The sequence below is a fragment of the Sulfitobacter sp. genome (assembly GCF_041552635.1).
GTDB lineage: Bacteria > Pseudomonadota > Alphaproteobacteria > Rhodobacterales > Rhodobacteraceae > Sulfitobacter.
Map to the genome: position 1 here is coordinate 1 of NZ_JBFEKM010000024.1, position 25193 is coordinate 25193.

Annotated in this window: 27 protein-coding genes; 14 read left to right on the forward strand and 13 right to left on the reverse strand. The window is 57.8% G+C overall.

Annotation, left to right across the window (positions count from 1 at the left end):
- The first annotated feature begins 39 nt into the window (after positions 1 to 39).
- From ABYT07_RS04455 to ABYT07_RS04470, 4 genes are all read left to right on the forward strand, one after another.
- Positions 40 to 171, forward strand: a complete 132-nt coding sequence (locus ABYT07_RS04455; protein ID WP_372989799.1) for a hypothetical protein — start codon at positions 40 to 42, stop codon at positions 169 to 171.
- Positions 172 to 467: 296 nt separating this feature from the next.
- Positions 468 to 1523 carry a peptide chain release factor 1 gene (gene prfA / locus ABYT07_RS04460; protein ID WP_372989756.1) on the forward strand — a complete coding sequence of 352 codons (1056 nt, stop codon included), beginning with the start codon at positions 468 to 470 and terminating at the stop codon, positions 1521 to 1523.
- Positions 1520 to 2362 (forward strand): peptide chain release factor N(5)-glutamine methyltransferase, encoded by an 843-nt coding sequence (gene prmC / locus ABYT07_RS04465; RefSeq protein ID WP_372989757.1) that lies wholly within the window; start codon positions 1520 to 1522, stop codon positions 2360 to 2362. Before prfA ends, prmC begins: the two co-directional genes overlap by 4 nt.
- Positions 2363 to 2579: 217 nt before the next feature.
- Entirely contained in the window at positions 2580 to 3329 is a 750-nt protein-coding gene (locus ABYT07_RS04470) for a DUF4167 domain-containing protein (protein WP_372989758.1), read from the forward strand.
- Between the two features lie 93 nt (positions 3330 to 3422).
- On the opposite strand, the gene rsmA is transcribed toward ABYT07_RS04470, so the two are convergent.
- From rsmA to lptF, 6 genes are all read right to left on the reverse strand, one after another.
- Positions 3423 to 4265: a 16S rRNA (adenine(1518)-N(6)/adenine(1519)-N(6))-dimethyltransferase RsmA gene (gene rsmA, locus ABYT07_RS04475; protein ID WP_372989760.1), complete on the reverse strand. Its 843-nt coding sequence runs from the start codon at positions 4263 to 4265 to the stop codon at positions 3423 to 3425.
- A gap of 82 nt (positions 4266 to 4347) precedes the next feature.
- Positions 4348 to 5331 (reverse strand): 4-hydroxythreonine-4-phosphate dehydrogenase PdxA, encoded by a 984-nt coding sequence (gene pdxA, locus ABYT07_RS04480; protein ID WP_372989761.1) that lies wholly within the window; start codon positions 5329 to 5331, stop codon positions 4348 to 4350.
- Positions 5328 to 6563 (reverse strand): peptidylprolyl isomerase, encoded by a 1236-nt coding sequence (locus tag ABYT07_RS04485; protein ID WP_372989762.1) that lies wholly within the window; start codon positions 6561 to 6563, stop codon positions 5328 to 5330. The genes pdxA and ABYT07_RS04485 overlap by 4 nt, the downstream gene beginning before the upstream one ends.
- Entirely contained in the window at positions 6551 to 8695 is a 2145-nt protein-coding gene (locus ABYT07_RS04490) for an LPS-assembly protein LptD (RefSeq protein WP_372989764.1), read from the reverse strand. Before ABYT07_RS04490 ends, ABYT07_RS04485 begins: the two co-directional genes overlap by 13 nt.
- A gap of 1 nt (position 8696) precedes the next feature.
- Positions 8697 to 9794 (reverse strand): LPS export ABC transporter permease LptG, encoded by a 1098-nt coding sequence (gene lptG / locus ABYT07_RS04495; protein WP_372989766.1) that lies wholly within the window; start codon positions 9792 to 9794, stop codon positions 8697 to 8699.
- Positions 9791 to 10921, reverse strand: coding sequence for an LPS export ABC transporter permease LptF (gene lptF, locus ABYT07_RS04500; protein WP_372989767.1), 1131 nt, complete (start codon positions 10919 to 10921; stop codon positions 9791 to 9793). Before lptF ends, lptG begins: the two co-directional genes overlap by 4 nt.
- 136 nt (positions 10922 to 11057) lie before the next feature.
- On the opposite strand from lptF, the gene ABYT07_RS04505 reads away from it, so the two are divergent.
- Together ABYT07_RS04505 and ABYT07_RS04510 are read left to right on the forward strand one after the other, a co-directional pair.
- Positions 11058 to 12530, forward strand: a complete 1473-nt coding sequence (locus ABYT07_RS04505) for a leucyl aminopeptidase (protein ID WP_372989769.1) — start codon at positions 11058 to 11060, stop codon at positions 12528 to 12530.
- A gap of 3 nt (positions 12531 to 12533) precedes the next feature.
- Complete coding sequence (locus tag ABYT07_RS04510; RefSeq protein ID WP_372989770.1) at positions 12534 to 12995, forward strand: DNA polymerase III subunit chi; 462 nt, start codon at positions 12534 to 12536, stop codon at positions 12993 to 12995.
- 18 nt (positions 12996 to 13013) lie between these two features.
- Here the strand turns inward: ABYT07_RS04510 and ABYT07_RS04515 are convergent, their stop codons facing one another.
- The 3 genes from ABYT07_RS04515 to ABYT07_RS04525 all read right to left on the reverse strand — a co-directional run bounded on the left by ABYT07_RS04515 (position 13014) and on the right by ABYT07_RS04525 (position 16253).
- Positions 13014 to 13598 carry a TIGR02281 family clan AA aspartic protease gene (locus ABYT07_RS04515; protein ID WP_372989772.1) on the reverse strand — a complete coding sequence of 195 codons (585 nt, stop codon included), beginning with the start codon at positions 13596 to 13598 and terminating at the stop codon, positions 13014 to 13016.
- Between the two features lie 51 nt (positions 13599 to 13649).
- Positions 13650 to 14297: a MarC family protein gene (locus ABYT07_RS04520; RefSeq protein ID WP_372989800.1), complete on the reverse strand. Its 648-nt coding sequence runs from the start codon at positions 14295 to 14297 to the stop codon at positions 13650 to 13652.
- Positions 14298 to 14390: 93 nt separating this feature from the next.
- Positions 14391 to 16253 carry an ABC-F family ATP-binding cassette domain-containing protein gene (locus ABYT07_RS04525; protein WP_372989801.1) on the reverse strand — a complete coding sequence of 621 codons (1863 nt, stop codon included), beginning with the start codon at positions 16251 to 16253 and terminating at the stop codon, positions 14391 to 14393.
- A gap of 104 nt (positions 16254 to 16357) precedes the next feature.
- Between ABYT07_RS04525 and ndk the strand changes: the two genes are divergently transcribed.
- The gene (gene ndk, locus ABYT07_RS04530; protein WP_372989774.1) at positions 16358 to 16780 is read left to right on the forward strand and encodes a nucleoside-diphosphate kinase; all 423 of its coding nucleotides are present in this window, start codon (positions 16358 to 16360) and stop codon (positions 16778 to 16780) included.
- Positions 16781 to 16837: 57 nt separating this feature from the next.
- Here ndk and ABYT07_RS04535 read toward each other — a convergent pair whose 3' ends face one another.
- Positions 16838 to 17248, reverse strand: coding sequence for a DUF4112 domain-containing protein (locus ABYT07_RS04535; RefSeq protein WP_372989775.1), 411 nt, complete (start codon positions 17246 to 17248; stop codon positions 16838 to 16840).
- Between the two features lie 56 nt (positions 17249 to 17304).
- The gene (locus ABYT07_RS04540) at positions 17305 to 17637 is read right to left on the reverse strand and encodes a TfoX/Sxy family DNA transformation protein (RefSeq protein ID WP_372989777.1); all 333 of its coding nucleotides are present in this window, start codon (positions 17635 to 17637) and stop codon (positions 17305 to 17307) included.
- Between the two features lie 281 nt (positions 17638 to 17918).
- Here ABYT07_RS04540 and ABYT07_RS04545 point away from each other — a divergent pair, with 281 nt between their 5' ends.
- The 3 genes from ABYT07_RS04545 (at position 17919) to ABYT07_RS04555 (ending at position 19173) form a co-directional block, all read left to right on the forward strand.
- On the forward strand, positions 17919 to 18086 hold the full coding sequence (locus ABYT07_RS04545; protein WP_372989778.1) for an RSP_7527 family protein: 168 nt from the start codon (positions 17919 to 17921) through the stop codon (positions 18084 to 18086).
- Positions 18087 to 18184: 98 nt separating this feature from the next.
- Positions 18185 to 18403: a DUF1127 domain-containing protein gene (locus ABYT07_RS04550; protein WP_372989780.1), complete on the forward strand. Its 219-nt coding sequence runs from the start codon at positions 18185 to 18187 to the stop codon at positions 18401 to 18403.
- A gap of 332 nt (positions 18404 to 18735) precedes the next feature.
- Entirely contained in the window at positions 18736 to 19173 is a 438-nt protein-coding gene (locus tag ABYT07_RS04555) for a YqaA family protein (protein WP_372989782.1), read from the forward strand.
- A gap of 95 nt (positions 19174 to 19268) precedes the next feature.
- On the opposite strand, the gene ABYT07_RS04560 is transcribed toward ABYT07_RS04555, so the two are convergent.
- A complete protein-coding gene (locus ABYT07_RS04560; protein WP_372989784.1) occupies positions 19269 to 19838 on the reverse strand; it encodes a YcbK family protein in 570 nt (189 codons plus the stop codon).
- A 319-nt stretch (positions 19839 to 20157) separates the two neighbouring features.
- On the opposite strand from ABYT07_RS04560, the gene ABYT07_RS04565 reads away from it, so the two are divergent.
- The 4 genes from ABYT07_RS04565 to ABYT07_RS04580 are packed head-to-tail and all read left to right on the forward strand — an operon-like array spanning position 20158 to position 24382.
- Positions 20158 to 21777 (forward strand): murein L,D-transpeptidase, encoded by a 1620-nt coding sequence (locus tag ABYT07_RS04565; RefSeq protein WP_372989802.1) that lies wholly within the window; start codon positions 20158 to 20160, stop codon positions 21775 to 21777.
- Between the two features lie 27 nt (positions 21778 to 21804).
- Positions 21805 to 22890 (forward strand): UDP-3-O-(3-hydroxymyristoyl)glucosamine N-acyltransferase, encoded by a 1086-nt coding sequence (gene lpxD, locus ABYT07_RS04570; protein ID WP_372989786.1) that lies wholly within the window; start codon positions 21805 to 21807, stop codon positions 22888 to 22890.
- Positions 22891 to 22912: 22 nt separating this feature from the next.
- The gene (locus ABYT07_RS04575) at positions 22913 to 23170 is read left to right on the forward strand and encodes an acyl carrier protein (protein ID WP_372989788.1); all 258 of its coding nucleotides are present in this window, start codon (positions 22913 to 22915) and stop codon (positions 23168 to 23170) included.
- 3 nt (positions 23171 to 23173) lie between these two features.
- Complete coding sequence (locus ABYT07_RS04580; RefSeq protein ID WP_372989790.1) at positions 23174 to 24382, forward strand: beta-ketoacyl synthase; 1209 nt, start codon at positions 23174 to 23176, stop codon at positions 24380 to 24382.
- Positions 24383 to 24463: 81 nt separating this feature from the next.
- Here ABYT07_RS04580 and ABYT07_RS04585 read toward each other — a convergent pair whose 3' ends face one another.
- Positions 24464 to 25096: an invasion associated locus B family protein gene (locus tag ABYT07_RS04585; RefSeq protein WP_372989792.1), complete on the reverse strand. Its 633-nt coding sequence runs from the start codon at positions 25094 to 25096 to the stop codon at positions 24464 to 24466.
- Between the last annotated feature and the right edge of the window lie 97 nt (positions 25097 to 25193).

Here is a 25193-nt window from a genome sequence, read left to right on the forward strand (position 1 = left end):
ACGCGGTCCCTGCTTTGGGGGTTTCCAGACTTCACAACGATCGCGCGCGAAGATGCCGGCGCGCAGACCCGTGTCGTGATTTATGGCCGCTTGCGCTTTGGCAAATCAGACATGGGCGTCAACAAAAACCGGTTGCAGCGGGTTTTGGCCGGGATCGGGCAGATTTCGTAAGGACGAGCTATGGCAGCCCTGCTGGATCTCGCGCCACATCGGCACATTCAGTGACATCTGGCACTGCGCGATAAACCTGCGCCCACCAACTTCAAGGCAGATGCTTTGGCCCAGTTCGACGCGTTTTCCCGTTTTATCAGTACAGTAGCATTCAATCGCCTTGCCGCTGGGATAGGTCCCTTGGGCAAGCGCGGGCAGGGCAGAGAGGCACAAAAGGGCTGCAATCTGTTTCATGAAAGTAACTCTATCACAAAGCGGCTCTTGACCAAAGCGTCATCATCAGCGACAGAAACCCGATGATCCCCATGGACCGCCTTGCCCAGATTACCCAGCGTTTCCAGTTTCTGGAAGCGTCGATGTCTGCCGGATCCGATGGTGCGGATTTTGCCAAGCTTGCCAAGGAATACGCTGACCTGCGCCCTGTGGTCGAACAGATCGAAGGATATCGCCAGTTACTGCAAGACATGGACGAGGCGCGTGCCATGTTAAAAGACCCCGAGATGGCAGAACTGGCCGAGGAAGAGCTGCCCCGCCTGAAGGCAGAGTTGCCGAAAGCCGAAGCCAGCTTGCAGCTTGCGCTATTGCCCAAAGATGCTGCTGATGCCAAACCTGCCATGCTCGAGATACGCCCGGGTACCGGTGGCGACGAGGCCGCGTTGTTTGCCGCAGATCTGCTGCGGATGTACCAGCGCTATGCCGAAGCCCAAGGCTGGAAATTCGATCTGATCGAGGAACAACTGACCGAACTTGGCGGTGTCAAAGAGGTCGTCGCCCATATCAAGGGCCAGAATGTCTTTGCCCGACTGAAATACGAATCCGGCGTCCACCGTGTGCAACGCGTGCCGTCGACCGAAAGCGGCGGGCGTATCCATACCTCGGCCGCGACCGTGGCGGTGCTGCCCGAAGCCGAGGATGTCGATATTCACATCGACCCCAATGATCTGCGGATTGATACGATGCGCAGTTCGGGGGCAGGCGGCCAGCATGTTAACACCACAGATTCCGCCGTGCGCATCACCCATATTCCCACCGGGATTGTCGTGACGTCGTCCGAGAAATCCCAGCACCGCAACCGAGAGATCGCGATGCAGGTTCTTAAGGCGCGGCTGTATGATGCGGAACGCCAGCGTGTGGACAGCGCGCGGTCTGCCGATCGCGCGGCTCAGGTGGGGTCCGGCGACCGGTCGGAACGTATTCGCACCTATAATTTCCCCCAAGGGCGCATGACCGATCATCGCATCAACCTGACGCTCTACCGTCTTGATGCGATCTTGCAGGGCGATCTGGACGAAATTATCGATGCGCTGACCGCAAACGCGCAAGCGCAAATGATGGCGGAGATGGGACAGTGAGCGCGCCCACCGCAGCACAGGCCATGGCGGCCGCTGCGGCACGGTTGCGCGCTGCCGGTGTGCCGGACCCTGCGCGCGATGCACGGGTATTGCTAGCCCATGCGGCGTCCGTGGACGCCTCACGGGTCACTTTGATTGCCCCCGAAGAAATTGCCCCCGAAATCGCCGAACGCTTTGAAAATCTGATCGCATTGCGTGCCGTGCGAGTGCCTGTTTCGCATCTGGTGGGACAGCGCGCGTTTTACGGGCGCGATTTCAGGATCAGCTGTGATGTGCTGGATCCGCGCCCTGAAACCGAAACGCTGATCGAACTGGCCTTGTCCGAACCGTTTGAAACCGTGCTGGACCTTGGCACCGGATCGGGCTGTATTCTGGTGACGCTTTTGGCTGAACGCCCCGACGCACGGGGCTTGGGCCTTGATCTGTCCGAGGCGGCATGTCTGCAAGCCAGCGCCAATGCGGTGTTGCACGGCGTCGCTGCACGCGCTGATATCCGGCAATCGGACTGGTTTGGTGCCGCCGAGGGACGCTTTGATCTGATTGTTGCGAATCCACCCTATCTTGCGAAAAGCGAGATGGCAGGTGTCGCGCCTGAATTGCGACTGCATGAACCAGAAATGGCGCTAACCGACGGGCTGGACGGGCTTAGCGCATATCGTGTCATTGCATCCCAGGCGCAGGGTTATCTGACGGCAACGGGCCGGGTTCTGGCAGAAATCGGTTGGCAGCAAGGGGCCGATGTGGCGCAAATTTTCAAAGCTGCCGGTTGGGGACGCGTACGCATTTTACCGGACCTTGATGGGCGGGACCGTGTTCTTTGGGCCGACACTCCGGCGTGAATGCAGCAAAAAATCGCGTTTCCGTCGGATTTTGCGCAGTTTAAGCTTGCTCCAACACGACAGCCGTGTTTATTCAAAGATGTTGCAGCGGTGGATGCCAATTTGGTGGTCCCGCGCGGCGTTAAGCCCAACAAAGCGTAAGGCTAGCTTAAGTAGGATACGGATGTGTCCGGCAGCTTTTTATCGAAGCACAGCATAACAAGGCTGAACTGATTACATGAAATCTTCCAGATCACGGTCCCGTTCCAAGAACAATCGCAACCGCCAGCCGCAGGGTGGCAACGTTGTCAACCGCGTGTTCGACAGTTCTGGCCCCGAAGGCAAAGTGCGCGGCACGCCGCAGCAAGTCATTGAAAAATATAATCAGCTGGCCCGCGATGCGCAGCTCAGCAATGACCGCGTTGCGGCTGAAAACTTTCAGCAGCATGCCGAACACTATCTGCGCATGCTGTCAGAAGCGCAGCGTGAAATAGACCAGCGCCGCGAGGAACAGGAACGCCAGCAGCGCGAGCGTCAGGAAGAACAAGAACGCCAGAACCGCGAGCGCCAAGCCGAACGTGATCGCGAGCGTGCCGAACGTCAGGAACGCGAGGCCGCAAATGGGGGCCAACCCCATCAGGGTCATGATCAAACCGATCAGTCCGACACTGCCGAGGACAATTCTAACAAAGGCCAAGCTAACACTAGCCAATCCAGCGATGCGCAGCCTGATACCGCGCCTGAAAAACCCGAGCAACCCAAACGCCGCCGCAGCCGCAACAAGCCTGCAGAGGTTGCCCAACCTTCTGAGGCAAATCAGCCGAGTGCAGAGGAAAGCAATCTGGTAGACACACCAGAAAGCAAGCCCAAGCCCCGTCGCGCCCCGCGCCGCAAGCCACAGCCAGATGCAAATGCAGAGGGCGGCAAGGGGTCGGACAGTTCAAGCGCAGAACAAGCGACTGGCGAACAGCCCAAAGCCGCCGAATAAGCCGGGAGCAATTCCGCAGAATGGTCGTAAAAAGGCCCCGACGTTTGTCGGGGCCTTTTTGCATTCGAGTAGATCTGGTCTTGCGCTTTCGCCCTAGGGCTTCGCGATTTCGCGGGCCAAGGCACAAAACCCCTCAAGCGGGATTTGTTCGGCCCTGTCTGTGGGTTTCAGGCCCGCCGCGATCAGGCGGTCTTCGATGTCTGATGCAGCCCCTTTCAGGGCGGACCGCAGCATCTTGCGCCGCTGGTTGAAGGCCATTGCAACAATGCGGGACAAAACCGCTGGGTCAGCAGGAAAGCGCGGTTCAGCCAAAGCGGTCAGATGCACCACAGCCGACGAAACCTTGGGCGCAGGGGTAAAGGCCTCGGGGGGCAGATGCATCACGATCCGCGCATCCGCACGCCACTGGGCAAGCAACGCGAGGCGGCCATAGGCCTTTGATCCGGGCTGGGCGACAATACGTTCGGCGACCTCGCGTTGGAACATCAATGTCAGGCTTTCCCAAAACGGTGGCCATTGCGGTGGCGTAAGCCAGCGGACCAACAGTTCTGTGCCAACATTATAGGGCAGGTTCGCGGCAATCCGGATTGGTGGCGTCAGATGGGCCAGCGGGTCAATATCAAGTGCATCGCCTTCGATCACAGTCAGCCGACCGGGATAGGCATCGGATATTTCAGCCAACGCAGGCAGGCACCTCGCGTCTTTTTCAATCGCCAGCACATGGCGCGCGCCCTCGGACAGCAGCGCCCTGGTCAGGCCACCGGGACCAGGGCCGATTTCAAGCACATCGCAGGCGGTCAGATCGCCCGCTTGACGCGCAATCTTGGCCGTCAGGTTCAGGTCGAGAAGAAAGTTCTGCCCCAGAGATTTGCGCGCCTTGAGGTCATGGGTGTTGATCACATCGCGCAGGGGCGGCAGGCTGTCTATGGCGGTCATGTGGTGCCCAATGCGTTTGAGGAGATGGTTCGCCAAAAGTGATTTATGCCTTCGGCGAGGATATTTAAGAGCCAGAGAAGCCTCATGACTGCGCCATCTTTTGCGCAAGACGAATGGCTTCGATCATGCTGGTGGGGTTGGCGATGTTCTGACCCGCGATGTCGAATGCAGTGCCGTGGTCGGGGGAGGTACGGATAAATGGCAGGCCAAGCGTAACGTTGACGCCGCGGTCAAAATCGAGGGTCTTGATCGGGATCAACGCCTGATCATGATACATCGCGATCGCGGCGTCATAGCGGGTGCGGGCAGCTGCGTGAAACATCGTGTCGGCCGGTAGGGGACCAATGAGGTCATAGCCTTCGGCCTGCATTTGCTGGATCAGGGGTTCCATCCAGTCGCGTTCCTGATGGCCCATGGTACCGCCTTCGCCCGCATGGGGATTCAGACCCGCAATGGCAAGGCGTGGTTTTGGAATGCCGAACTGCCGTTGCAAACCTGTGGCAGTGATTTCAATCACCCGGCGCAGGTGATCGGGCGTCAAAACGACCGGGACCTGATCAAGTGCGATGTGGATGGTGGCGGGCACCACGCGCAATTGATCGGACGCAAGCATCATCACCACGTCATCGACACCGGCAAGGGCGGCCAGATATTCCGTATGCCCCGGATAGGCGAAATTGGCCCCGTCCTTGAGCGCTTTTTTGTGGATCGGCGCGGTGGTCAGCGCACAAGCCTGACCGGCGCGTACCATGGCAACACCGCGGGCAATCACGTCAATCACACCTTGGGCGTTGGCAGGATCAGGCTGGCCGGGAATGGCGTCAGCCATAAAGGGGTGTGCGATGACCGGCAGCGCGTCTTGGCCAGCGCGTAAAGCGTCTTGCATGTTGTCGATCACGACATGGGGGATGTCACGGGGCAGGTGGCGCGGATCGCCCAGCCAAACCAAGGGCACTTCGCCAGCAAGTTTGGCCCATGCGCGTGCCGCGACCTCGGGACCGATGCCGGAGGGTTCCCCGCAGGAGATCACCACCGGCTTGCCCGATAAACTGTCCGACAAGGTCATTTGCGCACAATGCGCGCATCGGCCCGAAGCTGTTCCAAAAGCTGATCGGCATAGCCCGACAAACGCTCCTGGCGCAAAGCATTGGCCACATCCACACGCGATACATCCTGATTGGAGGCACTGGTGCGATCGCACATCATCAAGAACATCAAGGTTTGACCACTGGCGCGGGTCAGTGCCGTCGAGACTTCGCCCGGGTCCAGCTTGGACAATTCGATGGCGATGTCTTGCGGGATCTCGGCAGGGGCCTTGGTCACGCGGTCCAGCACCTCGGCGGGTTGGCCCTTGGCAACGCCGTAAAGGTCATTGCAGGTATCCACGCGGCCGCGCAGGGTTTGGGCTTGGGCCAATGCGGCCTCGCTCCGGCCTCCGGCAATGTAATAGGCCGCATATTCGATGGCGGAATAGACCGGCGTGGTTGCCCCGGTTTCCTGAATGTCGCGCAGTTGAAACAGGGCAACAGCGTTCGGAATGGGCAGCGGTGCGGTCACTTCACCCGGTGCCAGCGCGAGGATCAGCGGTTGCAGGCTGGGGGGCAGGTTCGCCAGGTCCTGCCAGTCCAGCCGCCCGCCACGCCCGCGCGACGCTGTCGCGGAATAGCGGCTGGCAAAGCCCGAAAATTCAGCCGCAGACCGGCTTTGGGATATCTGTTCAGCCAAGGCATTCACCCGTGCTGCATCTTGGGGCGGGGCCGGTATGATGATCTCGGACAGAAGCACGCGCACGCCGCCGCCACGGGTCGCCCCAAGCGCGCGATTGATTTCGGCATCGGTGATCTGCACCCGCGCATTGTAGCGCGCGCGGATCAATTCACGCCAGCCAACGGAATTTACAACAAAATCCCGAAAGGTTTCTTTCGCGACGCCCGACCGTTCAAGTGTCGAAACAAATTCATCGGCGCTCAGGTTGGCGCGCGCGGCAAATTCGGTCAGGCTTTCATCAATTCCTTCAGCGGTCAGGGCGATGCCAGCCTCTGCCACGGCTTCGTTGCGCAAGCGTTCGTCGATCAGCGACGACAATGCCCCCTCGCGGGTGGCACCGGGCGCGTTGAGAAGTTGCAAGAACCGCTGGCGCTGCTGGACTTCGAATTCTGTCACGACTGTTTCATTGACCCGCGCCACCGGCGCATACAGATTTTGCGCAGCAAGCGGAGTCGAAGTCATCAAAGCAAGGCCAATCAGGCCGATGCTACGTGTCAGACGGTTCAGGTTCATCTTGGTTACTTCCCACATGATCGCACATATCTTTCTGTTCCGCTGGAGGCCGAAAAGCCCCGCAGGCCGATGTTAAACCCGATATCAGTCGAGGGCTCAACACTTGTTGAGGAGGTATAGCGCCTGCGGACCGAAAGGTCGACGCTGACACATTCATTGTTGTAGGTCAGCCCAAGCCCCGCCGTAGCGGCATCATCATTTTCAACGTCATAACGCAGGTCGGCACTGGCGGTCCAATGTTTGCCAATATCATAGGTCCCATCAAGGGAAATCTCGGACACGGCCATCGCACGGTCTTCGGCCAGGTCGGCCTCAAGCCAGACATAGGTGCCGCCAAGGCTGGCTTTGCGAAAGGACCACGCGCCGCGCAACTCGGTCTTGGAAATCTCAAAGTCGGTATCGACCAGCATACGCCCAGTCAACGACATCCCCGCCCGGTTGCTTATTTGCCCCGCCAACAAGACATCAGAACTGGTGCCCGACAGGCCCGAGCTATCCGAAAACTCCGCGTCAAAAACATTCCGAAACACCTGACCAACCGCAAGATGCGCGTCCCAACCGGCCGGATCGATGCGCGACCAGCTGACGCCGACAGCCGCCACGGCACCGCGCTCGCGACGGTCCGGTCGCGGAAACCGCGACAGGGTCAGAAGGTTACCCTGATCAAATTCAACACGGGTGCTTTCGTCATTGGGAATGTCGAGCCGATCACCACCCGTCCAGCCAAGTTGCACCAGCGGGGTCAGGACCTGCGAAACATCTCCAGTGCTGCGCCGCACCATGGGATAGCTCAAGCTTAGCGCTCCAAACGGGGCCAAGTCATAATGGTTCTGGGCAAAGCTGCGATCTTGACTGATGTCAAAGAAGTTGAATGTCGCCCCCGTCCGCGTGTCCATGACGATGCCCGATCCATAGGTGTCGCGCCGTAGATATTCGATCTTGCCGTTGATCCGCGCCACATCGCGCCCGTCGGGGATCAAATCCGCATCCGGCCCATCCGTATCGAGGTCAGAACTGCGCCGGTGGCTATGGGCCTGCAAGGCCAGCCGGACTTCGCCACCGACGAATTTCGGGAAAAACCGCTGCTCGTATTCACCATCGACGACCAATGTCGGCAGGGTCGCGTTGACCTCGCCGGGGCGCAGGGATTCAAAGTTGTACAAACTTGTGCGGAAATAGCTGTCATGCCGCGTGCGCGACAGCGTTACATCACTGCGCAGCCGGTCTTCATCGGAATAGCCGTATTCGGTGAAATACGCCTCGTCGCTGACCGTCTTGATGTTAAAGCTTAGCAGATAGTCACCGCCCATGTCGAAGGCACCGGTCCCGAAAAAATAGCCGCGGGTTTCGTCAGGGTGCTGGTCGTCGCGCGAATAGGCCCCGTTAAATTCAATGCGCCCCGTTAAGAACGCTTGCCGGTACCGCAATTCCAGCGTCCGTGTGGCTGACGAAATATAAGGCGTCAGGGTCAGATCGCGGCTGTCGCCAAGTTTTATGAAATACGGAATCTTGAGGCCCGTCGCCAGTTGCGATGTCGTGCGCACACTGGGGGCCAGAAAACCCGTTGCGCGGTCCAGTGTCGGGTCAGGCAAGCGCAGGCGCGGCAGATAGAACACCGGAACGGACCGGATGTGAAACGTCGCATCGTCGAAATAAAGCTGCTGCGCCACCTCGTCATGGATCACTCGGCGCGCGCGAATTTGCCACAAAGGTACTTCGCCTTCGGTGCAGACTTTGCAGGACGTGACGGCAGTTTTATACAGTTGGCTATAGCGACCATCAACGCGGTCGATCTGAACGGCAGCCAGCTGCAGTTGTTCGTTCAGGATCATCCGCGCGCCGCGCAGCAAGCCGTTTTGCAGGCCTTGGTCCAGCGACGCTGCATCAGCCAAGATCACCGTGCCAGCCCCGTCGTTCAGCACAATGGGCCCTTCAATACTCAGCGATCCTGTCTGACCGTCATAGCGGATCGCTTGCGCGCGAATGCGAATATCGCCCTGAAATGCTTCGACGTTACCTTGGGCCACCAAAACGCGGTCGCGGGTGATGAACAAGTCATCAGCCACTAGCATCGCCGCTGGCGTATCTGCGTCCTGCGCGACGGCCTGCAACGGCAAGAGGATCAGGAAAAGAAGGGCAATCAGGCGCATATCAGCCATCCTCGGCATGCAAAAGAAGGCCAAGGGCCAGCAGGATCGACGCGATAGGCGGTGCCCAAGCGGCAAGAACCACCGGAATTTGCCCGTTCTCACCCAAAATCTGCGCAAAGCTGCGAATGAAATACAAACCGAACCCCAACAGAACCGACGCCAGCACCGCAACACCTGTGCCTCCGAACCTCGTATGGCGCATGGTGAAAGCGCTCGCAACAAGAACCATCGCGACCAGAAAGAACGGCCGCGCCAGTTCTGTCTGCAACCACACTTTGTGGCGGCGCGGCGAAAATCCGGCTTGTTCAAGCTGGTGGATAAACCCGGGCAGTTCGTAGATCGATACGACGCCGGGGTCGCTGATGCTTTCGCGGATACGGTCCAGTGTCAGCGTGGAGGGCAGGGTGAGCGTGTCGAAAACTTCCGCATTGCCTTCGGCATTCACCCCCAGTTCAAGCGGCCAGGATTTCACATCCGACAGCACCCAGCCTTCGTCTTCCAACGCCGCACTTGATGCCTCGATCCGCCGGATCGGGCCGCCTTGGGGGGCGTAGGAAAGAAACGTAACGTCGTACAACACAGATGCGTCCGCATTGGACCGCCACGCACGAATGACCGTTTGACCCTGATCGCCACCTTGGCGCAACCACAAGCCTTCGTCGCTGATTGACAGGGCTGAAACGCCCCCGGCGCGGATACTTTCGGACAGTTCGATATAGCGTTTCGCCGTCGCCGCCACGATCGGGTTCAGCATGCCAACCGCCATGATGCCGATGATGAATGCCACCCAGACGGGTGCTTGCAACGCGCTAAGCGCGGAACGCCCCGAGGCACGGGTCACCACCAGTTCAGACGACCGGGCCAAAGACAAAAACAGCACCACCGTCGCCAGGATCATGATCAACGGCAAAATCAGGTTCAACGTTTGCGGGGTGTTCAGTAAGGTCATCCCGAACAGTCCCTGCCAGCCAATATCATGGCTCGCAAATTTCCGCGCCTGTTCCACCATATCAACAAGTATCAACAGCGCGAATAAAACAGCCGAGATCAGCACAAATCCGGTCAGGAACCGCCGCGCAAAATAAAGATGCAGGATCATGATGCCCCCTTTTGCGCGCGCAATCGCTTGGTCCAGCCGGGATGTGCCGTTTGCCAGATCATCGCCAGCACCAGACCGGCCCCGACAAGGCTGGGCACATACAAAACCGGCCAGCGGCTGGCATCCGCGCGCACAGTCTCGACTAGGGAATTGCCAAACCCGTCTATGGCAATCAGCAAACCAAAGGCGAATACGATTTCGCGCCAGACGCCAAAGCGCGAGAACCCTCCCATGATTAGCGCGCCATAGCCGATCATCGCCGCGATGATGCAAAAGAGCGGATCGGCAAAGCGCGCGTTGACCTCTTCGGCGATATCACCGCGGTTCTGTCCTGTCTGTTTGGCCAGAGCGTCCCAATTGCCCAGCAAATCAAATGTCACCATGCTGTCGATGGATTGGTTCTTGTCAGTGCTGCTGCTGACCAAGGCAGAGATATCAAAGGAAAAATCCCTGAACTTAGCGGTCGCCAGTTGCTTGCCCTCAACCTGCAAACGTTGCGCCAGACCGTCCACCATGATCAGCGTGGTGCCATCGCCGTTGCGCACCAGATAGGCCTCTGATGCGGTATAGATCACGCCTTCGTCAGGGTTGCGCCGGTCCGATAGAAACACGTCGCGCAGCACGCCGTCCGTCCCGATCAGACGGGTGTAGAATGTCACCTTTGATGTCGGGTGCAAGAACGTTCCTTCAGTCAGCAGGCGGGCTGTAACGTTTTGGGATATCTCGGCTTCGCGCTCGTTCAACTGTGCCTTGGCCATCGGCACCAGAACATGGGTCAGCGCGGACATCATCAACGCCACACATATCCCGTAGGCAAGAACCGGCCGTGCCAAGCGCCACGGACCTGTGCCGGTGGACTGCAAAACAGTCAGCTCGGATTCGCTGGTCATCCGGTTGACCACATAAACAGCCCCCGCAAAGGTCGCGATGGGCAAGACAGTGGTGATCAAACGCGGCAGGCCAAGCACAGTGAATTCAAGAAACACCAAAGCGGTCTGGCCATCACCGATCAGCCTGTCAAACAGGATAACGGCACGGTTGATCCAGAATATCGCCACCAGTACCAGCGCAAAAAAGCTGAACAGGGTCAGAAATTGGGACAACATGTAGCGGTCGAACTTGGCCAATCTGCGTCCCTTAGGTCTTGGAGGATGTATACACCAGCAATCTTAACGGAAAATTCCAGCCTCGAAAACTGCTATCTGGCCTTAAGAGGCGCAGCGCGTTACGTCTTGGGGGCAAATCAGATAACAAGGGTGCCCCATGACTGCATTGACGCCAATGACCTTCGCGCAAACCGATATTGAAAAGATCGCTGAACATGATGGCCGCGTGGCGGTAACCGTGGACGCGACCGGCAAGATGAACCCAAGCGCGCGGCGGATCAACAAGCTGACCAAAGGCGCGCTGGAGCGTCTGGTGCAAAGCACCGCCTTCAAGGACCTTAAACCAGGTGATGTGCTTAGCATGGGATACCCCACCGGCATGGCCGCCGAAGCCGTCGATGTGGTGCAGCTGGCAAATAATGCCGACATCACAGACCTGCGCAAGGCAGGTGCCAGCCTTGCCAAACGGCGTGGTGATGCGGATTTACTGCTGCTCTCGGGGGGCCTGCGCAAAGCCGCAGAGCTGTGTTTCGGCCTTGCCATGCGCGATTATACCTTTGAGGATCGCAAAAGCGACGGCAAACCGCGCAAGGGCAGTGTGACCGTCATGGCCAGCAAACCGGACGAGGTCGAAGCCGCGGCCGCACCGCTGCTGGCCATTGCCGATGGTGCCTTTATGACCCGCGATCTGACCAATGAGCCTGCGAATTTCCTGACCACCACCGAATTTGCCGACCGATTGGCCGAAATGAAATCTCTCGGGCTTGAGGTCGAAGTGCTGGACGACGCCAAGCTGGAAGAGCTTGGCATGCGCACGCTGCTGTCGGTCGGGCAGGGATCTGACAGCCCGTCCTATGTCGTCGTCATGCATTGGAATGGCGGCGAAAAAGGCGCGGCACCGCTCGCGCTGGTCGGCAAGGGCGTGGTGTTTGACACCGGCGGGATCAGCCTCAAGCCAGGTGCGGGCATGGAAGATATGACCATGGACATGGGCGGCGCTGGCGTTGTGGCGGGTGTGATGCGCAGCCTTGCCCTGCGCAAGGCCAAGGCAAATGTGGTGGGGCTGGTGGGCATCGTGGAAAACATGCCGTCGGGCAATGCCATTCGTCCCGGCGATGTGATCAAATCCATGAAGGGCGACACGGTCGAGGTGATCAATACCGACGCCGAGGGTCGTTTGGTGCTGTGCGACGTGATGTGGTATGCCCAAGAACGCTTTAAGCCCGCTGGCATGATTGATCTGGCCACGCTGACGGGGGCGATCATCATCGGCTTGGGCCATGAGAACGCTGGCGTATTTTCGAACAATGATGCGCTGTGCAATGCCTTTTTGAAAGCCGCTGATGCCGAAAATGAAGGCGCATGGCGCATGCCCATGGGCAAAGGCTATGATAAACTGCTAAAAAGTCGCATCGCGGATATGAAAAACATCGGCGGCCGTCCGGGCGGTTCTATCACTGCGGCGCAGTTCCTTGGACGGTTCGTAAAGGATGAAACACCGTGGATCCATCTGGATATCGCTGGCGTCGCCTCGGTCAAATCCGAGACCGCATTGGCACCGGTTGGCGCGACTGGTTGGGGGGTCGCATCGCTGAACCGCCTGATTTCAGATAATTTCGAGGCCGAGTAACCCATGGGGGCCGCCTATTTCTATCACCTCACGCGGCGTCCCTTGGTCGACACGTTAACCATGCTGTTGGGCAAGGCCCAAGGGGCAGGTTGGCGTGTCGCGGTGCGGGGCACGGATGCGGCGGCTTTGGCGCAAATGGATGCAGCGCTGTGGCGGCAAGGGCCCGAAGACGGGTTCTTGCCGCATGGCATGGCTGGCGGACTCCATGACGCAGACCAACCAATTTTGCTGACCACCAGTGCTGAAACACCGAACGGGGCCTCATGCGTTTTTTCGATCCACGGGGCCGACGTTTCAGCCGCCGAGGTCGCAGCACTGGACCGCGTGTGTATCATGTTCGACGGCGAAGACGAGATTGCCCTGAACAAGGCGCGCAGCCAGTGGAAAGCGCTGAAAGCGGCGGGTGCATCGGCGCAATACTGGTCTGAAGAATCCGGTCGATGGGAGAAAAAGGCCGAAACCTAAAGGGGTTACGGCGCGAACTTACCGCGTCAAGACCAGTTCGTTATTCGCGATTTCAATCCGCCCCCAGCGTTGCAGATATCCCATGCCAAGCAGGCTTTGCTGCATCTCGCCATCATTCACCACTGCGGGGACATCAAAATCGCGGACCTGTCCCAGCTGGACCTCGTTCAGGCGCACAAAGGCGGTGCGGACCTCGCCATTGGCAGTATTGGCCCGCCCCAGATAATTCAGTGCATCGGGTGCAAGACCGACACGCTGGGCGTCGTCACGGGTCAGCACCATATCCGTGGCCCCCGTGTCCACCACAAAGCGAATGGCCGCGCCGTTGATCTGCGCCGTCAGATAATAATGTCCGTCGCGAGCGCGTGGTATGGTGACGCTGCCGATGCCGGCCTCGAAGCGTTGCTGTGGCAGTGCCGAACTGCGGCTGATATCGCCCCAAAGCCCGTAACCTGCTGCAACACCGACGAAAATCATGCCCCAGACGGCCGCCTGTTGCAGAGTCTTGTTCAACCCTTCGCGGGACTGCATGAAAAACCACCCTGCGACCATCAACAATAGCAGCAACAGATAGATCAGACGGCCTGTTTCAATCTCTGGCATGGTGTTTTCCCCTTGGACGCAGTGCATATATGGGGAGTGTTGCGCGGTTTGTCAGCCCGCGCCCGGCCCAAAACCAAACGCGCTAAGCCCATCAAGCACGAATTGTACCGAAAGTGCAGCCAGCAGCATGCCAAGCAGGCGGGTGATGACATTGATCCCGACCTTGCCCAAGGCCCGTTCAAGATAGCCGCTGGCCTGCATCGTCAGCCCCATCAGAACAAGCACTGCAAAGGTGATGCCCATCACGGTAATGAACCCTTCGACACCGGGTTTTTCACCGGTCAAAAGGATCACAGAGGCGATTGCACCGGGGCCCGCGATCAGCGGAATGGCCAGCGGAAAGACCGAAGGGTCATCATGATCGTCAGGATCATGATCCGGATCCGTCGTGTTTTGTTCACGCCGTTTGGTCCGGCGGTCAAACAGCATTTCAAGCGCGGTCAGAAACAGCAAAATCCCACCCGCCACGCGGAAGGCGGGCATCGAGATGCCGATGAATCCCAGAACGGCTTCGCCGAAGGCAGCAAAGACCAGCAGGATCAACCCTGCAATAAACACACCGCGCCACGCGATACGGCGGCGTTGAACAGGTGTCATACCCGGGGTCAGGGCCAGAAACATCGGCCCGATCGCAAAAGGGTCAATGATGACGATCATCGTGGCAAAAGCCGTGATCATAAAGGCGATGTCGAGTGTCATCATATGCTGTCACCGGGGGCCAGCCCCGTCCATTTCACTAGAGAAATGGTGTCTAAATACCATTTCCCGGGATATTTGTGAGCCAGAGAAGTCTTAGGCAGACGCTGTTTCAAGCTTTTCGAGTGCAGCCATCCAGATGGATTCGGCGCGTTCAAGGGCGGCCATGACTTCGGCGTATTTTTTGTTCCAGACTTCAAGTTCGCCGACTTTGTCCTTTTCGTAAAGGGCCGGGTCGGCAAGTTTCTTGGCCAGCTTATCGCGCATGTCGTTGATTTTCGTCACGCGGGCTTCGGCGGTGCGCACTTCGGAGCGCAGTGCAAGGATGTCTTCTCGGGTGGCGCGCTTGGGTTTCGGCGCTTCTTTGACAGGTTTTGCATTGCGGCTAACAGGCTTTTCGACGGTCAGCAGCATTTTGCGATACGCTTCAAGGTCATCCTCGTAGGGTTTCACCGTGCCATCGGATACCAGCCACAGACGGTCTGCCACCATCGACAGCAGGTGCATGTCATGGCTGACAAGGATCACAGCACCGCTGTAACGTGTCAGCGCTTCGACCAGCGCCTCGCGGGATTCGATGTCGAGGTGGTTGGTCGGTTCATCGAGGATCAGCAAGTGAGGCGCGTCAAGCGTCGCAAGCAGCAGCGACAGGCGGGCCTTTTGCCCCCCCGACAGGCGGCCGACTTCGGTATCAGCTTGGTCGGGACCAAGGCCGAAACCCGCCAATTGCGCACGCAGTTTCGACTGCATTACGCCGGGGCGGGCAGTGATCATGTGCTGCAAAGGGGTTTCGTTGATGATCAGTTCGTCGACCTGATGCTGGGCGAAGAAACCGATGCGCAGTTTATTGGAGTTGACGGCCTTGCCTTCGAACAGGACCAGACGATTGGACAGCAGTTTCGACAGGGTTGATTTGCCCTGACCGTTTCTGCCCAGCAGCGCGATCCGGTCGTCCTGATCGATACGCAGGTTAAGGCGCGACAGCACGGGCTGACCTTCGGTATAGCCCGTCGATCCACCTTCGATGCTGATGATCGGAGGCGACAATTCATCGGGCTGCGGAAAGGTGAACACCTTGCGCGCGGCTTCTTCGGGCGGCGTAATAGTTACCATCTTTTCGATGGCCTTCATCCGCGATTGTGCCTGCTTGGCCTTGGACGCCTTGGCCTTAAAGCGGTCCACGAAGGCCTGCATGTGCGCCTTGTGCGCCTGCTGCTTTTTCGCGGCGGCCGAAAGCTGCGCCCGTTTTTCAGCGCGCATTTTTGCGAACTGGTCGTAGTTGCCCTGGTAATAGGTCAGTTTGCGGTCTTCGAGGTGCAAGATGCCACCGACGGCACGGTTCAACAGGCCACGGTCGTGGCTGATGATGATCACGGTGTGCGGGTATTTGGACAGATAGTTTTCAAGCCACAACGCGCCTTCAAGGTCGAGATAGTTGGTCGGTTCATCGAGCAGCAGCAGATCGGGCTGCGCAAAAAGGACACCGGCCAACGCCACACGCATGCGCCAGCCGCCGGAATAGGCGGAACAGGGCTGTTGCTGGTCGTGATCATCAAAGCCTAGCCCCTTAAGGATCGCCGCAGCGCGCCCTTCGGCGGACCATGCGTCGATGTCTGCAAGACGGGTTTGCACCTCGGCGATGCGGGCAGGGTCTTTGGTGGTTTCGGCTTCGGCCATGAGGGACGCGCGTTCGACATCTGCCGCAAGTACGGTGTCGATCAGAGACACGTCCGACGACGGCACCTCTTGGGCGACACCGCCAATTTTGGCGCGCGACGGCAGGGAGATATCGCCCGCGTCCAGCCCCAATTCCCCGCGAATGATGCGGAACAATGTGGTTTTGCCCGCGCCATTGCGGCCGACGAGGCCCACTTTATGACCTTCGGGAATGACGGCGCTGGCCTCCTCAAACAAGGGGCGGCCTTCGACGGAATAGTTGATTTCTGAAATGCGTAACATGGGCGCGGTGTGAACCATGTCTGGCCCCGCGTCAATCGCGCCTTTTCACGCGGCAATCACCATGCTAGGGAGCGGCCAAATTAACCCCCTATAGGAGAGCTATCATGGCCCTTGAGCGCACATTCTCGATCATCAAACCAGACGCAACACGCCGCAACCTGACCGGCGCTATTGTAAAGAAATTCGAAGACGCAGGCCTGCGTATCGTTGCAAGCAAGCGTATTCACCTGACAAAAGGACAAGCCGGTGAGTTCTACAAAGTGCACGCCGAGCGTCCCTTCTATGACGAACTGTGCGAATTTATGGCGTCCGCGCCAATCGTTGCGCAGGTTCTGGAAGGCGAAAACGCCATCGCGAAAAACCGCGAAGTGATGGGCGCAACCAACCCAAGCGACGCAGCAGCCGGAACAATCCGCGCTGAGTTTGCTGAATCAGTTGGCGAAAACTCGGTCCACGGGTCGGATGCACCTGAAGCAGCGGCAATTGAAATCGCGTATTTCTTTTCCGGTCTTGAATTGGTCGGCTAAGCCAACCGCTTTTATGACGAGAAAAGGTCGCGGGAAACTGCGGCCTTTTTTTATGCCTCACCCTCGCAGGGTAGGGTGGTGCGAGGATAAATCCCCCTCTGCATCCAGTGCTATGGTGGGCGGTCTGCCAAGGTGGTCCCTAAGCAACGCAACATTGCGCGTGTTCGATTTCCAGCCAATGTCGAAAAGATCGCCGACCAGCGGGATCGCACCGATAACAAGATCGATGCCGATATTTGCCCCCATGCGGGCAAGAACGGACTTGCTGGCCCCCAAACGATGCGCCTCTTTTACAATATAACCGGCAGGGGCAAGCGCCAGCGCATCCCCAACACCCGGAACCACGCCAAGAATTGAATCCCAGCCCAGCCGGATGCCCAACAGTGGAATACGAAAGGCGTAATCCATACGCCGCGCGAGCGTTTGCAATTGGTCAAGATCGCGGTCGATGTTTTCGGGTCTGAGCATTCTACGCCTAATCTATTGGGGTTTGACACCCTAACGCCGCCAGAGCCATTGCGTTCCTAAGTATTGATGCCGCGCACCCCGATCATATCCATCATCCGTTCAAATTCGGACAGTTTCGGATCATGCGCGCGGGCCTTCAACCCGTCGAATTTGACCCGTAGTGCTGCCTTCTCGGCACCTTTGCAATCATTCCAAGGACGCCCTTGTAGCGCCATGACGAGCACATAATACCCGATAAAATGGGGGCGTTGCCCGGATTTCAGAAGCATCTCGTATGCGGCATCCGCACCAAGATCGCGCAGCTGTTGTGCGCTGTTGATACCAACGCTGCTGCATGATTTTTCAAAGGCAGGTCCGAGATTTCGGATCGAAGAAACAGGATCAGTCATGGTGCTCATCTTATCGACGCGCCGGGCGGCTGTCACTTTGAGATGCGGATGTGATCGGCGATTTCCGACAATCCGGCCAAGGTCGCCTGAGAAAAGTAGGTGCCCGCTGGAGTAGGTTCGATTTCACCAAGTTTTACCTCTTTGATTAGACACAAAAATCAAATTTCAGCGCGACCGCAAAAGCCATGCACCGCGCGCATACCGCCTATGGTTTGCACCATAAGGCATTCAGGCACATATGGAGATCACGGGCAATGAAGCCCAGAAACGGAAAATTGAAAATGAACTACGCACTGAAAAACGAAACCGCCACACCTGCCGACGTTGACCGAATTCTGCGCCAAGCATCCGCCTTGCGCAGCGCCTATATCGCAGCCTTTGCAACATCGTTGACACGCAAAGTTGCCACGGCATTCCGGCGCACGCCACGCAATGTGGTAGCAGCCTAAGCCAAAGCGCTTGGTCGCGAAAGCACCCTAATATCAATACGTAAGACAATCCGATTGCGGTGGGTATGCCACCGCAAAACCGAGAAAGAGAAATCAAAATGAGCTATACGACAACATATACCGCCCCCCGCGGCGCAGGCCTGATGGGAAAACTGAGCAACGTGTTCGAGGCTTATGCCACGCACCGTGCCGACCAGCGTGCAGTACGCCAGACTTATAAAGAATTATCCGCGATGAACGACCGCGACCTGGCCGATATCGGTGTCGCGCGCGGTGAAATCCGCCACATCGCATCGCAGGCAAAAGCCCTGCGCTAAACGTTAAAACGCGTCTTCTCCCAGACACATTCACCGCCGCAAAACACCCTGTTTTGCGGCGGTTTTATTTTGTCGGACTGTATTTGCGATGGTGTTCGGTAAAGGATGCGGACAAGATCATCTATGCTGCTGATCAAGATCGTATGTTAACTTTCAATAGGTTATTCGGCTTCTGCCACATGATTTTTACGGTACTGCCGTCGCACCTGCGGCGCTTTGAAGACTGTTTGGCAGAACGACCCTGCGTTAAGATGAGCAAGGCAGCAACCAATCCAACAAGGAGCGTGGCGTTTGACGCAAAATGACTTGGCCCCAAATCGGATGACGCGCGCATGATTGGCTATCTTGGGCTGTTCTCTGCGGCCTTTATCGCGGCGACTTTTCTGCCCATGCAATCCGAAGCGCTGCTGGTTGCCTTGATGTTGAACAACCAGCATTCCCTGACGATCCTTTTGATTGTCGCGACTGTGGGCAATGTTTTGGGATCGGTTGTGAATTGGGTGCTCGGCCGGGTCGCCCTGCGTTTCAAGCATAAACGCTGGTTCCCAGCCACAGACGCACAGATGGCGCGCGCCGAAAGTTGGTACCACCGCTATGGGCGCTGGTCGCTGTTGGCAAGCTGGCTGCCAATCATCGGGGACGGGTTGACGGTCATCGCCGGTATGCTGCGCGAACCGCTATGGTCATTTATGGCAATCATCACAATTGCCAAGGGCCTGCGCTATTTGGCGCTGGCAGTGCTGACGCTTGCTTGGTTTCCGCCAGCATAATTGCGTGTGGAGTGGGCGTTGAAATGGAAAAGTCGCATACCCTAAAAAGGAGAAAAGCGCCCAAGGGCGCTTTGATCTCACTCAATTTTCGGTGTTCAGCCGCCCCAGCTTCGGACCTGACCACAATCCATGTGGACAAAGTTTGAACCCGAGTATCGGCCAACGCCACCGCCACGACAGGCAACAGCAGCTTTTGCCATCTGGTTTACCGAACGCGATGCCAGGCGCAGGTCAGCGGCTTGTCCCCGCATATGCAGTGAATTTTTCGCAACACCACGCGATTTTGACCGCAGCATCGCATTTGTCTTGGGGCTGCGATAGCCGGACAGCAGCATATAGGGTTCATTCACATCCATCAGGTTATGCGCAGCGGCCATAATATCAACAGTACGCAGATCCATCGATTTAACGCCATCCGTCCGCCAGTCGCGCATGAAATGGTTCACTTCCTTGACCGCGTCGGCGACATAATCGCCTTCGATCCAGTAAATCATGTCGATGCGTTCGCCAGTACGCCCGGAAAACATCTTGATCCGGCGAATATCGCCAGCGCCACGCAAAAAACCAGCTGCGCTTGCAAACGTTGGCGCGGCGGCGACCGTTGTCGCAGCAAATGCACCCAACAAAGCGCGGCGGGTCATGCCCGAAGAACTTATACCAGTCATATGTTTAATTTCCCGTTTCTGCCTGTTGTTCCATGATGTTACACGGAAGCCTTCGCCTATCCCCATATGCATCGGTTTTATTGCATAGCCCGATTCCTTAACCAAGCGCTGAATCGGTTTGGTTCCAAGTGACAATAATTTTAGGCGAAAATTTGCGCAAAGCTTGATAGCCGTACATATTTACAACACACACGATGCCGATAAGCATCACCTAAGCCTTAGTTGTGACCTCACGCGGAATGTTATTGGACAAAATCTGGTGGCATCTGGCCTTAGTCGACATATTCAATTCGCAGTTTCGGGGGATTCGATGCAAAAGATGATCAATGCTATACCCAGCATTCATATAAAACTTTCCCTAATTGCGGGGGCTGCGGCCACTGCGATGATGCTTTTCACGGCCCCCAGTCCAGCATTCGCCCAAGTGACAGCCTTTAAACAAGCCGTTGCCGAGGCCGCCGCGCGCGACGAAGATATCGCAGCCCATTACCGCGACAGCAACTATGCACCGATCTGGACCGACGCCGATGATACGCAACGCGACCGCCGTGCTGCATTGATGGCGGCAATCAAGACGGCCGAATTGCATGGTCTGCCGGTCGCACGCTATGATCCCCAAGGGTTGATGAACACACTGGCCAATGCGCGCACTCCCCGCGATCGTGGCTTGGCCGAGGTCGAAATGACCCGCGTCTTCCTGCAATACGCCCGCGATCTGCAAACTGGCATTCTGATCCCGTCACGGGTGGATTCGTCGATCGTGCGCGAAGTCCCGTACCGTGACCGTCAAAGCTATCTAACCGATTTTGTTAAATCCGACCCGATGCCGTTCCTGCGCAACCTGCGCCCCCGCACCATGGAATACAACGCGCTGATGCGTGAAAAGCTGGCGATGGAAAAGCTTTTGGCCACTGGCGGCTGGGGTCCTTCGGTGTCTGCACCCGCTCTCAAGCCCGGCGCGCAGGGGCCTGCGGTTGTGTCGCTGCGCAACCGGCTGATCAGAATGGGCTACCTCAAGCGGTCCAATGGCATAAGCTATGACAGCGCAATCGAGGCGGCTGTGCGCGAGTTTCAGCAAGACCACGGGCTGAACACGGATGGCGTTGCCGGCCCCGGCACGATCACCGAAATGAACAAAAGCGTCGAAACACGCCTGAAATCGGTCGTCGTCGCGATGGAGCGGGAACGCTGGCTGAACAAGGAACGCGGTGCACGGCATGTTCTGGTAAATATCCCCGCATTTACCGCCGCGATCATCGACAATGGTCGGGTCACATTCGAAACCCGATCTGTCGTCGGGGCAACCGAAGACGGTCGCTATACCCCGGAATTTTCAGACACGATGGAATATATCGTGATCAACCCGACATGGAATGTGCCGCGGTCTATCGTGACCAAAGAATATCTGCCCTCGATGAAGCGCAATCCAAACGCTGCCGGCCACATTGATCTGATTGATCGCAGTGGCCGTATCGTGCCCCGTGGATCGGTGAATTTCAGCAGCTACACCGAACGGACATTCCCGTTTTCGATGCGCCAAGGGCCCGGCAGGGCCAATGCTTTGGGATTGGTAAAGTTCATTTTCCCCAACAAATACAACATCTACCTACATGACACGCCCTCAAAAAGCCTGTTCGCCCGCGACATGCGCGCGTTTAGCCACGGCTGTGTGCGTCTGGCTGATCCGTTCGACTTTGCCTATACTTTGCTGGCTGCGCAAACCTCTGATCCGGTTGGGTTTTTCAAATCCAAACTGGCGACAGGCAAGGAAACATTTGTCCATCTGGACGTCGAATTGCCCGTGCATCTGATCTATCGCACAGCCTTTACGACGCCTCGGGGTCATACGCAGTATCGTGCCGATATCTATGGCCGCGACGCCCGGATCTGGAATGCGCTTAGTAAGGCAGGGGTGGCATTGGGCGCCGTTCAGGGGTAATCCATCCCCGACAAGGGGAGACAGCCAATGCGCTATACCATCCAACAGATTGCGACATCCTTGGGGGCGACCGCCGTTGGGGATACATCGCTGATGATCACCAAGCTTGCGGAACCTGCTCAGGCCGGGGCGGATGATCTTGCGCTTGCGATGAACCCGAAATACGCCGCAGCCCTTGCGCAAGGGGCAGCACAGGCGGCGATGCTCTGGACAGATGCGGACTGGCAAGGTTTGGGCCTGAAGGCGGCGATCCTGCCCGACAGGCCACGCTTTGCGATGTCGGGGCTGACACAAATGATGGATCCGGGGCAGGGGTTTGGCACGGGTATTCACCCCTCTGCGATCATTGATCCCACCGCGATACTGGCTGATGATGTGTCGGTTGGACCCCTGACGATTATTGCGGCAGGCGCGCGGATCGGGGCGGGCAGTGTAATTGGTCCACAATGCCATATCGGCACCGATGCCGTCTTGGGGGCCAACGCCTATCTGCGCGATCACGTCAGCATCGGCGCGCGTGTCCGGATCGGGGACCGCTTTATCGCGCAGCCCGGTGCACGCATTGGCGGCGACGGGTTTTCCTTTGTCACGCCGGAACCCAGCACAGTTGAACAAACCCGAAAGACCCTTGGCGATCGCGGCGACACAAAAGCGCAACAATGGACGCGTATCCATTCACTGGGCAGTGTATCCATCGGCAATGACGTCGAATGCGGGATGAACTGCACAATTGACAGCGGTACGATCCGTGACACGGTGATCGGCGATGGCACCAAGCTCGATAATCAGGTGCATTTGGGGCATAATGTTGTGGTTGGGATGAACTGTTTGCTGTGTGGTCAGGTGGGCATCGCGGGGTCGGCGACCATCGGCGATAACGTCGTGCTGGGCGGGCAGGTCGGGGTCAGCGACAACATCTTTGTCGGCGACGGGGTCATTGCAGGCGGCGGCACCAAGATCATGTCGAATGCGCCAGCGGGCCGGTCTATGTTAGGGTATCCCGCGACCGAAATGGCCAAGCAGATCGAAAGCTATAAGGCGTTGCGCCGTTTGCCCCGCCTGATCCGCGATATCGCAGCGCTGAAAAAGCAATTTCCCGGTGTGGATGACTAAGGCCGGAATGACGAGGTATTAGATGAATATTGAAACTCAGGTCATTGAAATCATTGCCGATCAGGCGATGCTTGACCCGATCGATGTCACGCTGGAAAGCACCCTGAGCGATTTAGGCATAGACAGCATGGGCGTTGTGGAAAGCATCTTTGCCATCGAAGAAACCTTTGATATTTCGGTGCCTTTCAACGCCAATCAACCCGACACCTCTGATTTTGATATCTCCAGCGTGGCCAGCATCGTCGCCGGCATCCGGCGGCTCAAGACCGAGCAGGGATAACCCATGAAACGTGTGGTCATTACCGGGGCCGGCACGATCAACGCGCTTGGCCTGAATGTGCCCGACACGCTGACCGCCATGCGCGAAGGCGTGTGCGGTATCGGCCCGCTTGCCTTTCGCGATGTTGAACGGCTGTCGATCCGGATCGGGGGGCAGGTCAAGGGCTTCGAGGCCGAGGGGCGCTATAACCGCCAGCAAATCTCGCTCTATGACCGGTTCACGCAGTTCACCCTTGCCGCCGCAGCGCAAGCCATTGCCCAGTCGGGGCTGGTGTTTTCGGGCGAACTGGCTGCGAAATCAGGCGTGGTGCTGGGCACGGCGGGGGGTGGCGTCAGCACATGGGACGACAATTACCGCGCCGTCTATGAAGAGGGCAAAAACCGCGTCCATCCCTTTGTCGTGCCCAAGCTGATGAACAATGCCGCCGCCAGCCATGTCAGCATGGAATATAACCTCAAGGGGCCGTCCTTTACGGTATCGACCGCCTGCGCGTCGTCCAACCACGCCATGGCGCAGGCTTTTGCGATGATCCGGTCGGGCATGGCCCCTGCGATGGTGACAGGCGGTTCTGAATCTATGCTGTGTTTCGGCGGCGTCAAAGCCTGGGAAGGCCTGCGCGTGATGAGCCGCGATGCCTGCCGCCCGTTTTCCGCAAACCGCAATGGCATGGTGCAGGGCGAAGGGGCCGGCATCTTTGTCTTCGAGGAATACGAACATGCCCGCGCGCGCGGGGCCGAAATCCTGTGCGAAGTCGCTGGTTTCGCCATGTCCTCGGATGCGAGCGACATTGTGATGCCATCCAAGGCAGGGGCTGCACGGGCCATGGCAGGTGCCTTGGAGGATGCGCAAATCAACCCGCAGGAGGTCGGCTATATCAACGCCCACGGAACCGGCACTGCCGCCAATGATCGGACCGAATGCGCCGCCGTGGCCGATGTGTTTGGCCCCCATGCGGACCGGGTGATGATCAGTTCGACCAAGTCCATGCATGGCCATCTGATCGGCGGCACCGGTGCCGTTGAATTGCTTGCTTGTATCATGGCGTTGCGCGACGGGGTGATCGCCCCGACCATCGGCTATCAGGAACCCGATCCGGACTGTGCGCTTGACGTGGTTCCCAATGTTGCCCGCGATGCCAAGGTCACCGTGGCGCTGACCAACGCCTTTGCTTTTGGGGGCATGAATGCGGTCATAGCCCTACGCAAGTTCTAACGGCAACATCTAAAGGATGGGCAGAAATACAAAAGGCCGCCTCGGTCAGAGGCGGCCCTTTGATAGTCTGGTAATCGAAATTTAGCGGTCGATCACGGATGATTTGTCAAAGCCTGACGTAAATCCGTCCAACGACAACGTTAGCTGAACCTTCTGGTCGGGTGCCAAGGCAGGGACGATAGTGATTGTCGCCTCTTTGCCGCGCTTGAACGCAGCCACATCTGCTTCGGTCAGACCCATGCGGACATAGCATCCGACCGGGTTACAGAATGCGAAGGGATAGCGGCGTTCTTTGCCGCCATCGACGGCAACGCTCAGTTGCGAAGGCAATGACGTCTCAAGGGGCACGACAACGGTTGCACCGGCCTGTGCCTTGCCACCATCGGGCAGGCGGAACAGCGAAAATTCTGCAACAGGCGCGCCCTGACCGTCATCCATCAGCTGGTACATCTGGCAAGGGTCGGCCTCTTCTTCGGTTTTGATGCAACGGATTTCCCAGGCCCCTACAACTTCTTTGGTATAGGGCTTGCCAATGTCGCTCGTCGCTTCGCCGTCGTCACCCATGCTCAATTGCGCCTCAACGCCCGAGGCAGCTGGTGCTTGTGTTGTCGCGGGGGGTGTTTCTGCTGTCGAAGGGGTCGCCGTCTGTGCAAAACCCGTCATTGGCATCACCAAAGCCGTGCAAAGCGGAAGGATCGTAAGGTACTTGTTCATGCTCGTTCCAAATCCGTTGAATTTCTCGCTAATTACCATGTTAAATCAGCGTTGTCAGGCAAGATCCCAACAAAATCCAACAGTTTCTGGCAAGTTC

Bases quoted from the DNA above. Each gene is read 5' to 3' on its own strand.
- prfA (WP_372989756.1), top strand. From the start codon at position 468: ATGATCCCCATGGACCGCCTTGCCCAGATTACCCAGCGTTTCCAGTTT.
- ABYT07_RS04470 (WP_372989758.1), top strand. From the start codon at position 2,580: ATGAAATCTTCCAGATCACGGTCCCGTTCCAAGAACAATCGCAACCGC.
- rsmA (WP_372989760.1), bottom strand. From the start codon at position 4,265: ATGACCGCCATAGACAGCCTGCCGCCCCTGCGCGATGTGATCAACACC.
- pdxA (WP_372989761.1), bottom strand. From the start codon at position 5,331: ATGACCTTGTCGGACAGTTTATCGGGCAAGCCGGTGGTGATCTCCTGC.
- ABYT07_RS04485 (WP_372989762.1), bottom strand. From the start codon at position 6,563: ATGTGGGAAGTAACCAAGATGAACCTGAACCGTCTGACACGTAGCATC.
- ABYT07_RS04490 (WP_372989764.1), bottom strand. From the start codon at position 8,695: ATGCGCCTGATTGCCCTTCTTTTCCTGATCCTCTTGCCGTTGCAGGCC.
- lptG (WP_372989766.1), bottom strand. From the start codon at position 9,794: ATGATCCTGCATCTTTATTTTGCGCGGCGGTTCCTGACCGGATTTGTG.
- ABYT07_RS04505 (WP_372989769.1), top strand. From the start codon at position 11,058: ATGACTGCATTGACGCCAATGACCTTCGCGCAAACCGATATTGAAAAG.
- ABYT07_RS04510 (WP_372989770.1), top strand. From the start codon at position 12,534: ATGGGGGCCGCCTATTTCTATCACCTCACGCGGCGTCCCTTGGTCGAC.
- ABYT07_RS04515 (WP_372989772.1), bottom strand. From the start codon at position 13,598: ATGCCAGAGATTGAAACAGGCCGTCTGATCTATCTGTTGCTGCTATTG.
- ABYT07_RS04520 (WP_372989800.1), bottom strand. From the start codon at position 14,297: ATGACACTCGACATCGCCTTTATGATCACGGCTTTTGCCACGATGATC.
- ABYT07_RS04525 (WP_372989801.1), bottom strand. From the start codon at position 16,253: ATGTTACGCATTTCAGAAATCAACTATTCCGTCGAAGGCCGCCCCTTG.
- ndk (WP_372989774.1), top strand. From the start codon at position 16,358: ATGGCCCTTGAGCGCACATTCTCGATCATCAAACCAGACGCAACACGC.
- ABYT07_RS04535 (WP_372989775.1), bottom strand. From the start codon at position 17,248: ATGCTCAGACCCGAAAACATCGACCGCGATCTTGACCAATTGCAAACG.
- ABYT07_RS04540 (WP_372989777.1), bottom strand. From the start codon at position 17,637: ATGACTGATCCTGTTTCTTCGATCCGAAATCTCGGACCTGCCTTTGAA.
- ABYT07_RS04545 (WP_372989778.1), top strand. From the start codon at position 17,919: ATGAACTACGCACTGAAAAACGAAACCGCCACACCTGCCGACGTTGAC.
- ABYT07_RS04550 (WP_372989780.1), top strand. From the start codon at position 18,185: ATGAGCTATACGACAACATATACCGCCCCCCGCGGCGCAGGCCTGATG.
- ABYT07_RS04555 (WP_372989782.1), top strand. From the start codon at position 18,736: ATGATTGGCTATCTTGGGCTGTTCTCTGCGGCCTTTATCGCGGCGACT.
- ABYT07_RS04560 (WP_372989784.1), bottom strand. From the start codon at position 19,838: ATGACTGGTATAAGTTCTTCGGGCATGACCCGCCGCGCTTTGTTGGGT.
- ABYT07_RS04565 (WP_372989802.1), top strand. From the start codon at position 20,158: ATGATCAATGCTATACCCAGCATTCATATAAAACTTTCCCTAATTGCG.
- lpxD (WP_372989786.1), top strand. From the start codon at position 21,805: ATGCGCTATACCATCCAACAGATTGCGACATCCTTGGGGGCGACCGCC.
- ABYT07_RS04575 (WP_372989788.1), top strand. From the start codon at position 22,913: ATGAATATTGAAACTCAGGTCATTGAAATCATTGCCGATCAGGCGATG.
- ABYT07_RS04580 (WP_372989790.1), top strand. From the start codon at position 23,174: ATGAAACGTGTGGTCATTACCGGGGCCGGCACGATCAACGCGCTTGGC.
- ABYT07_RS04585 (WP_372989792.1), bottom strand. From the start codon at position 25,096: ATGAACAAGTACCTTACGATCCTTCCGCTTTGCACGGCTTTGGTGATG.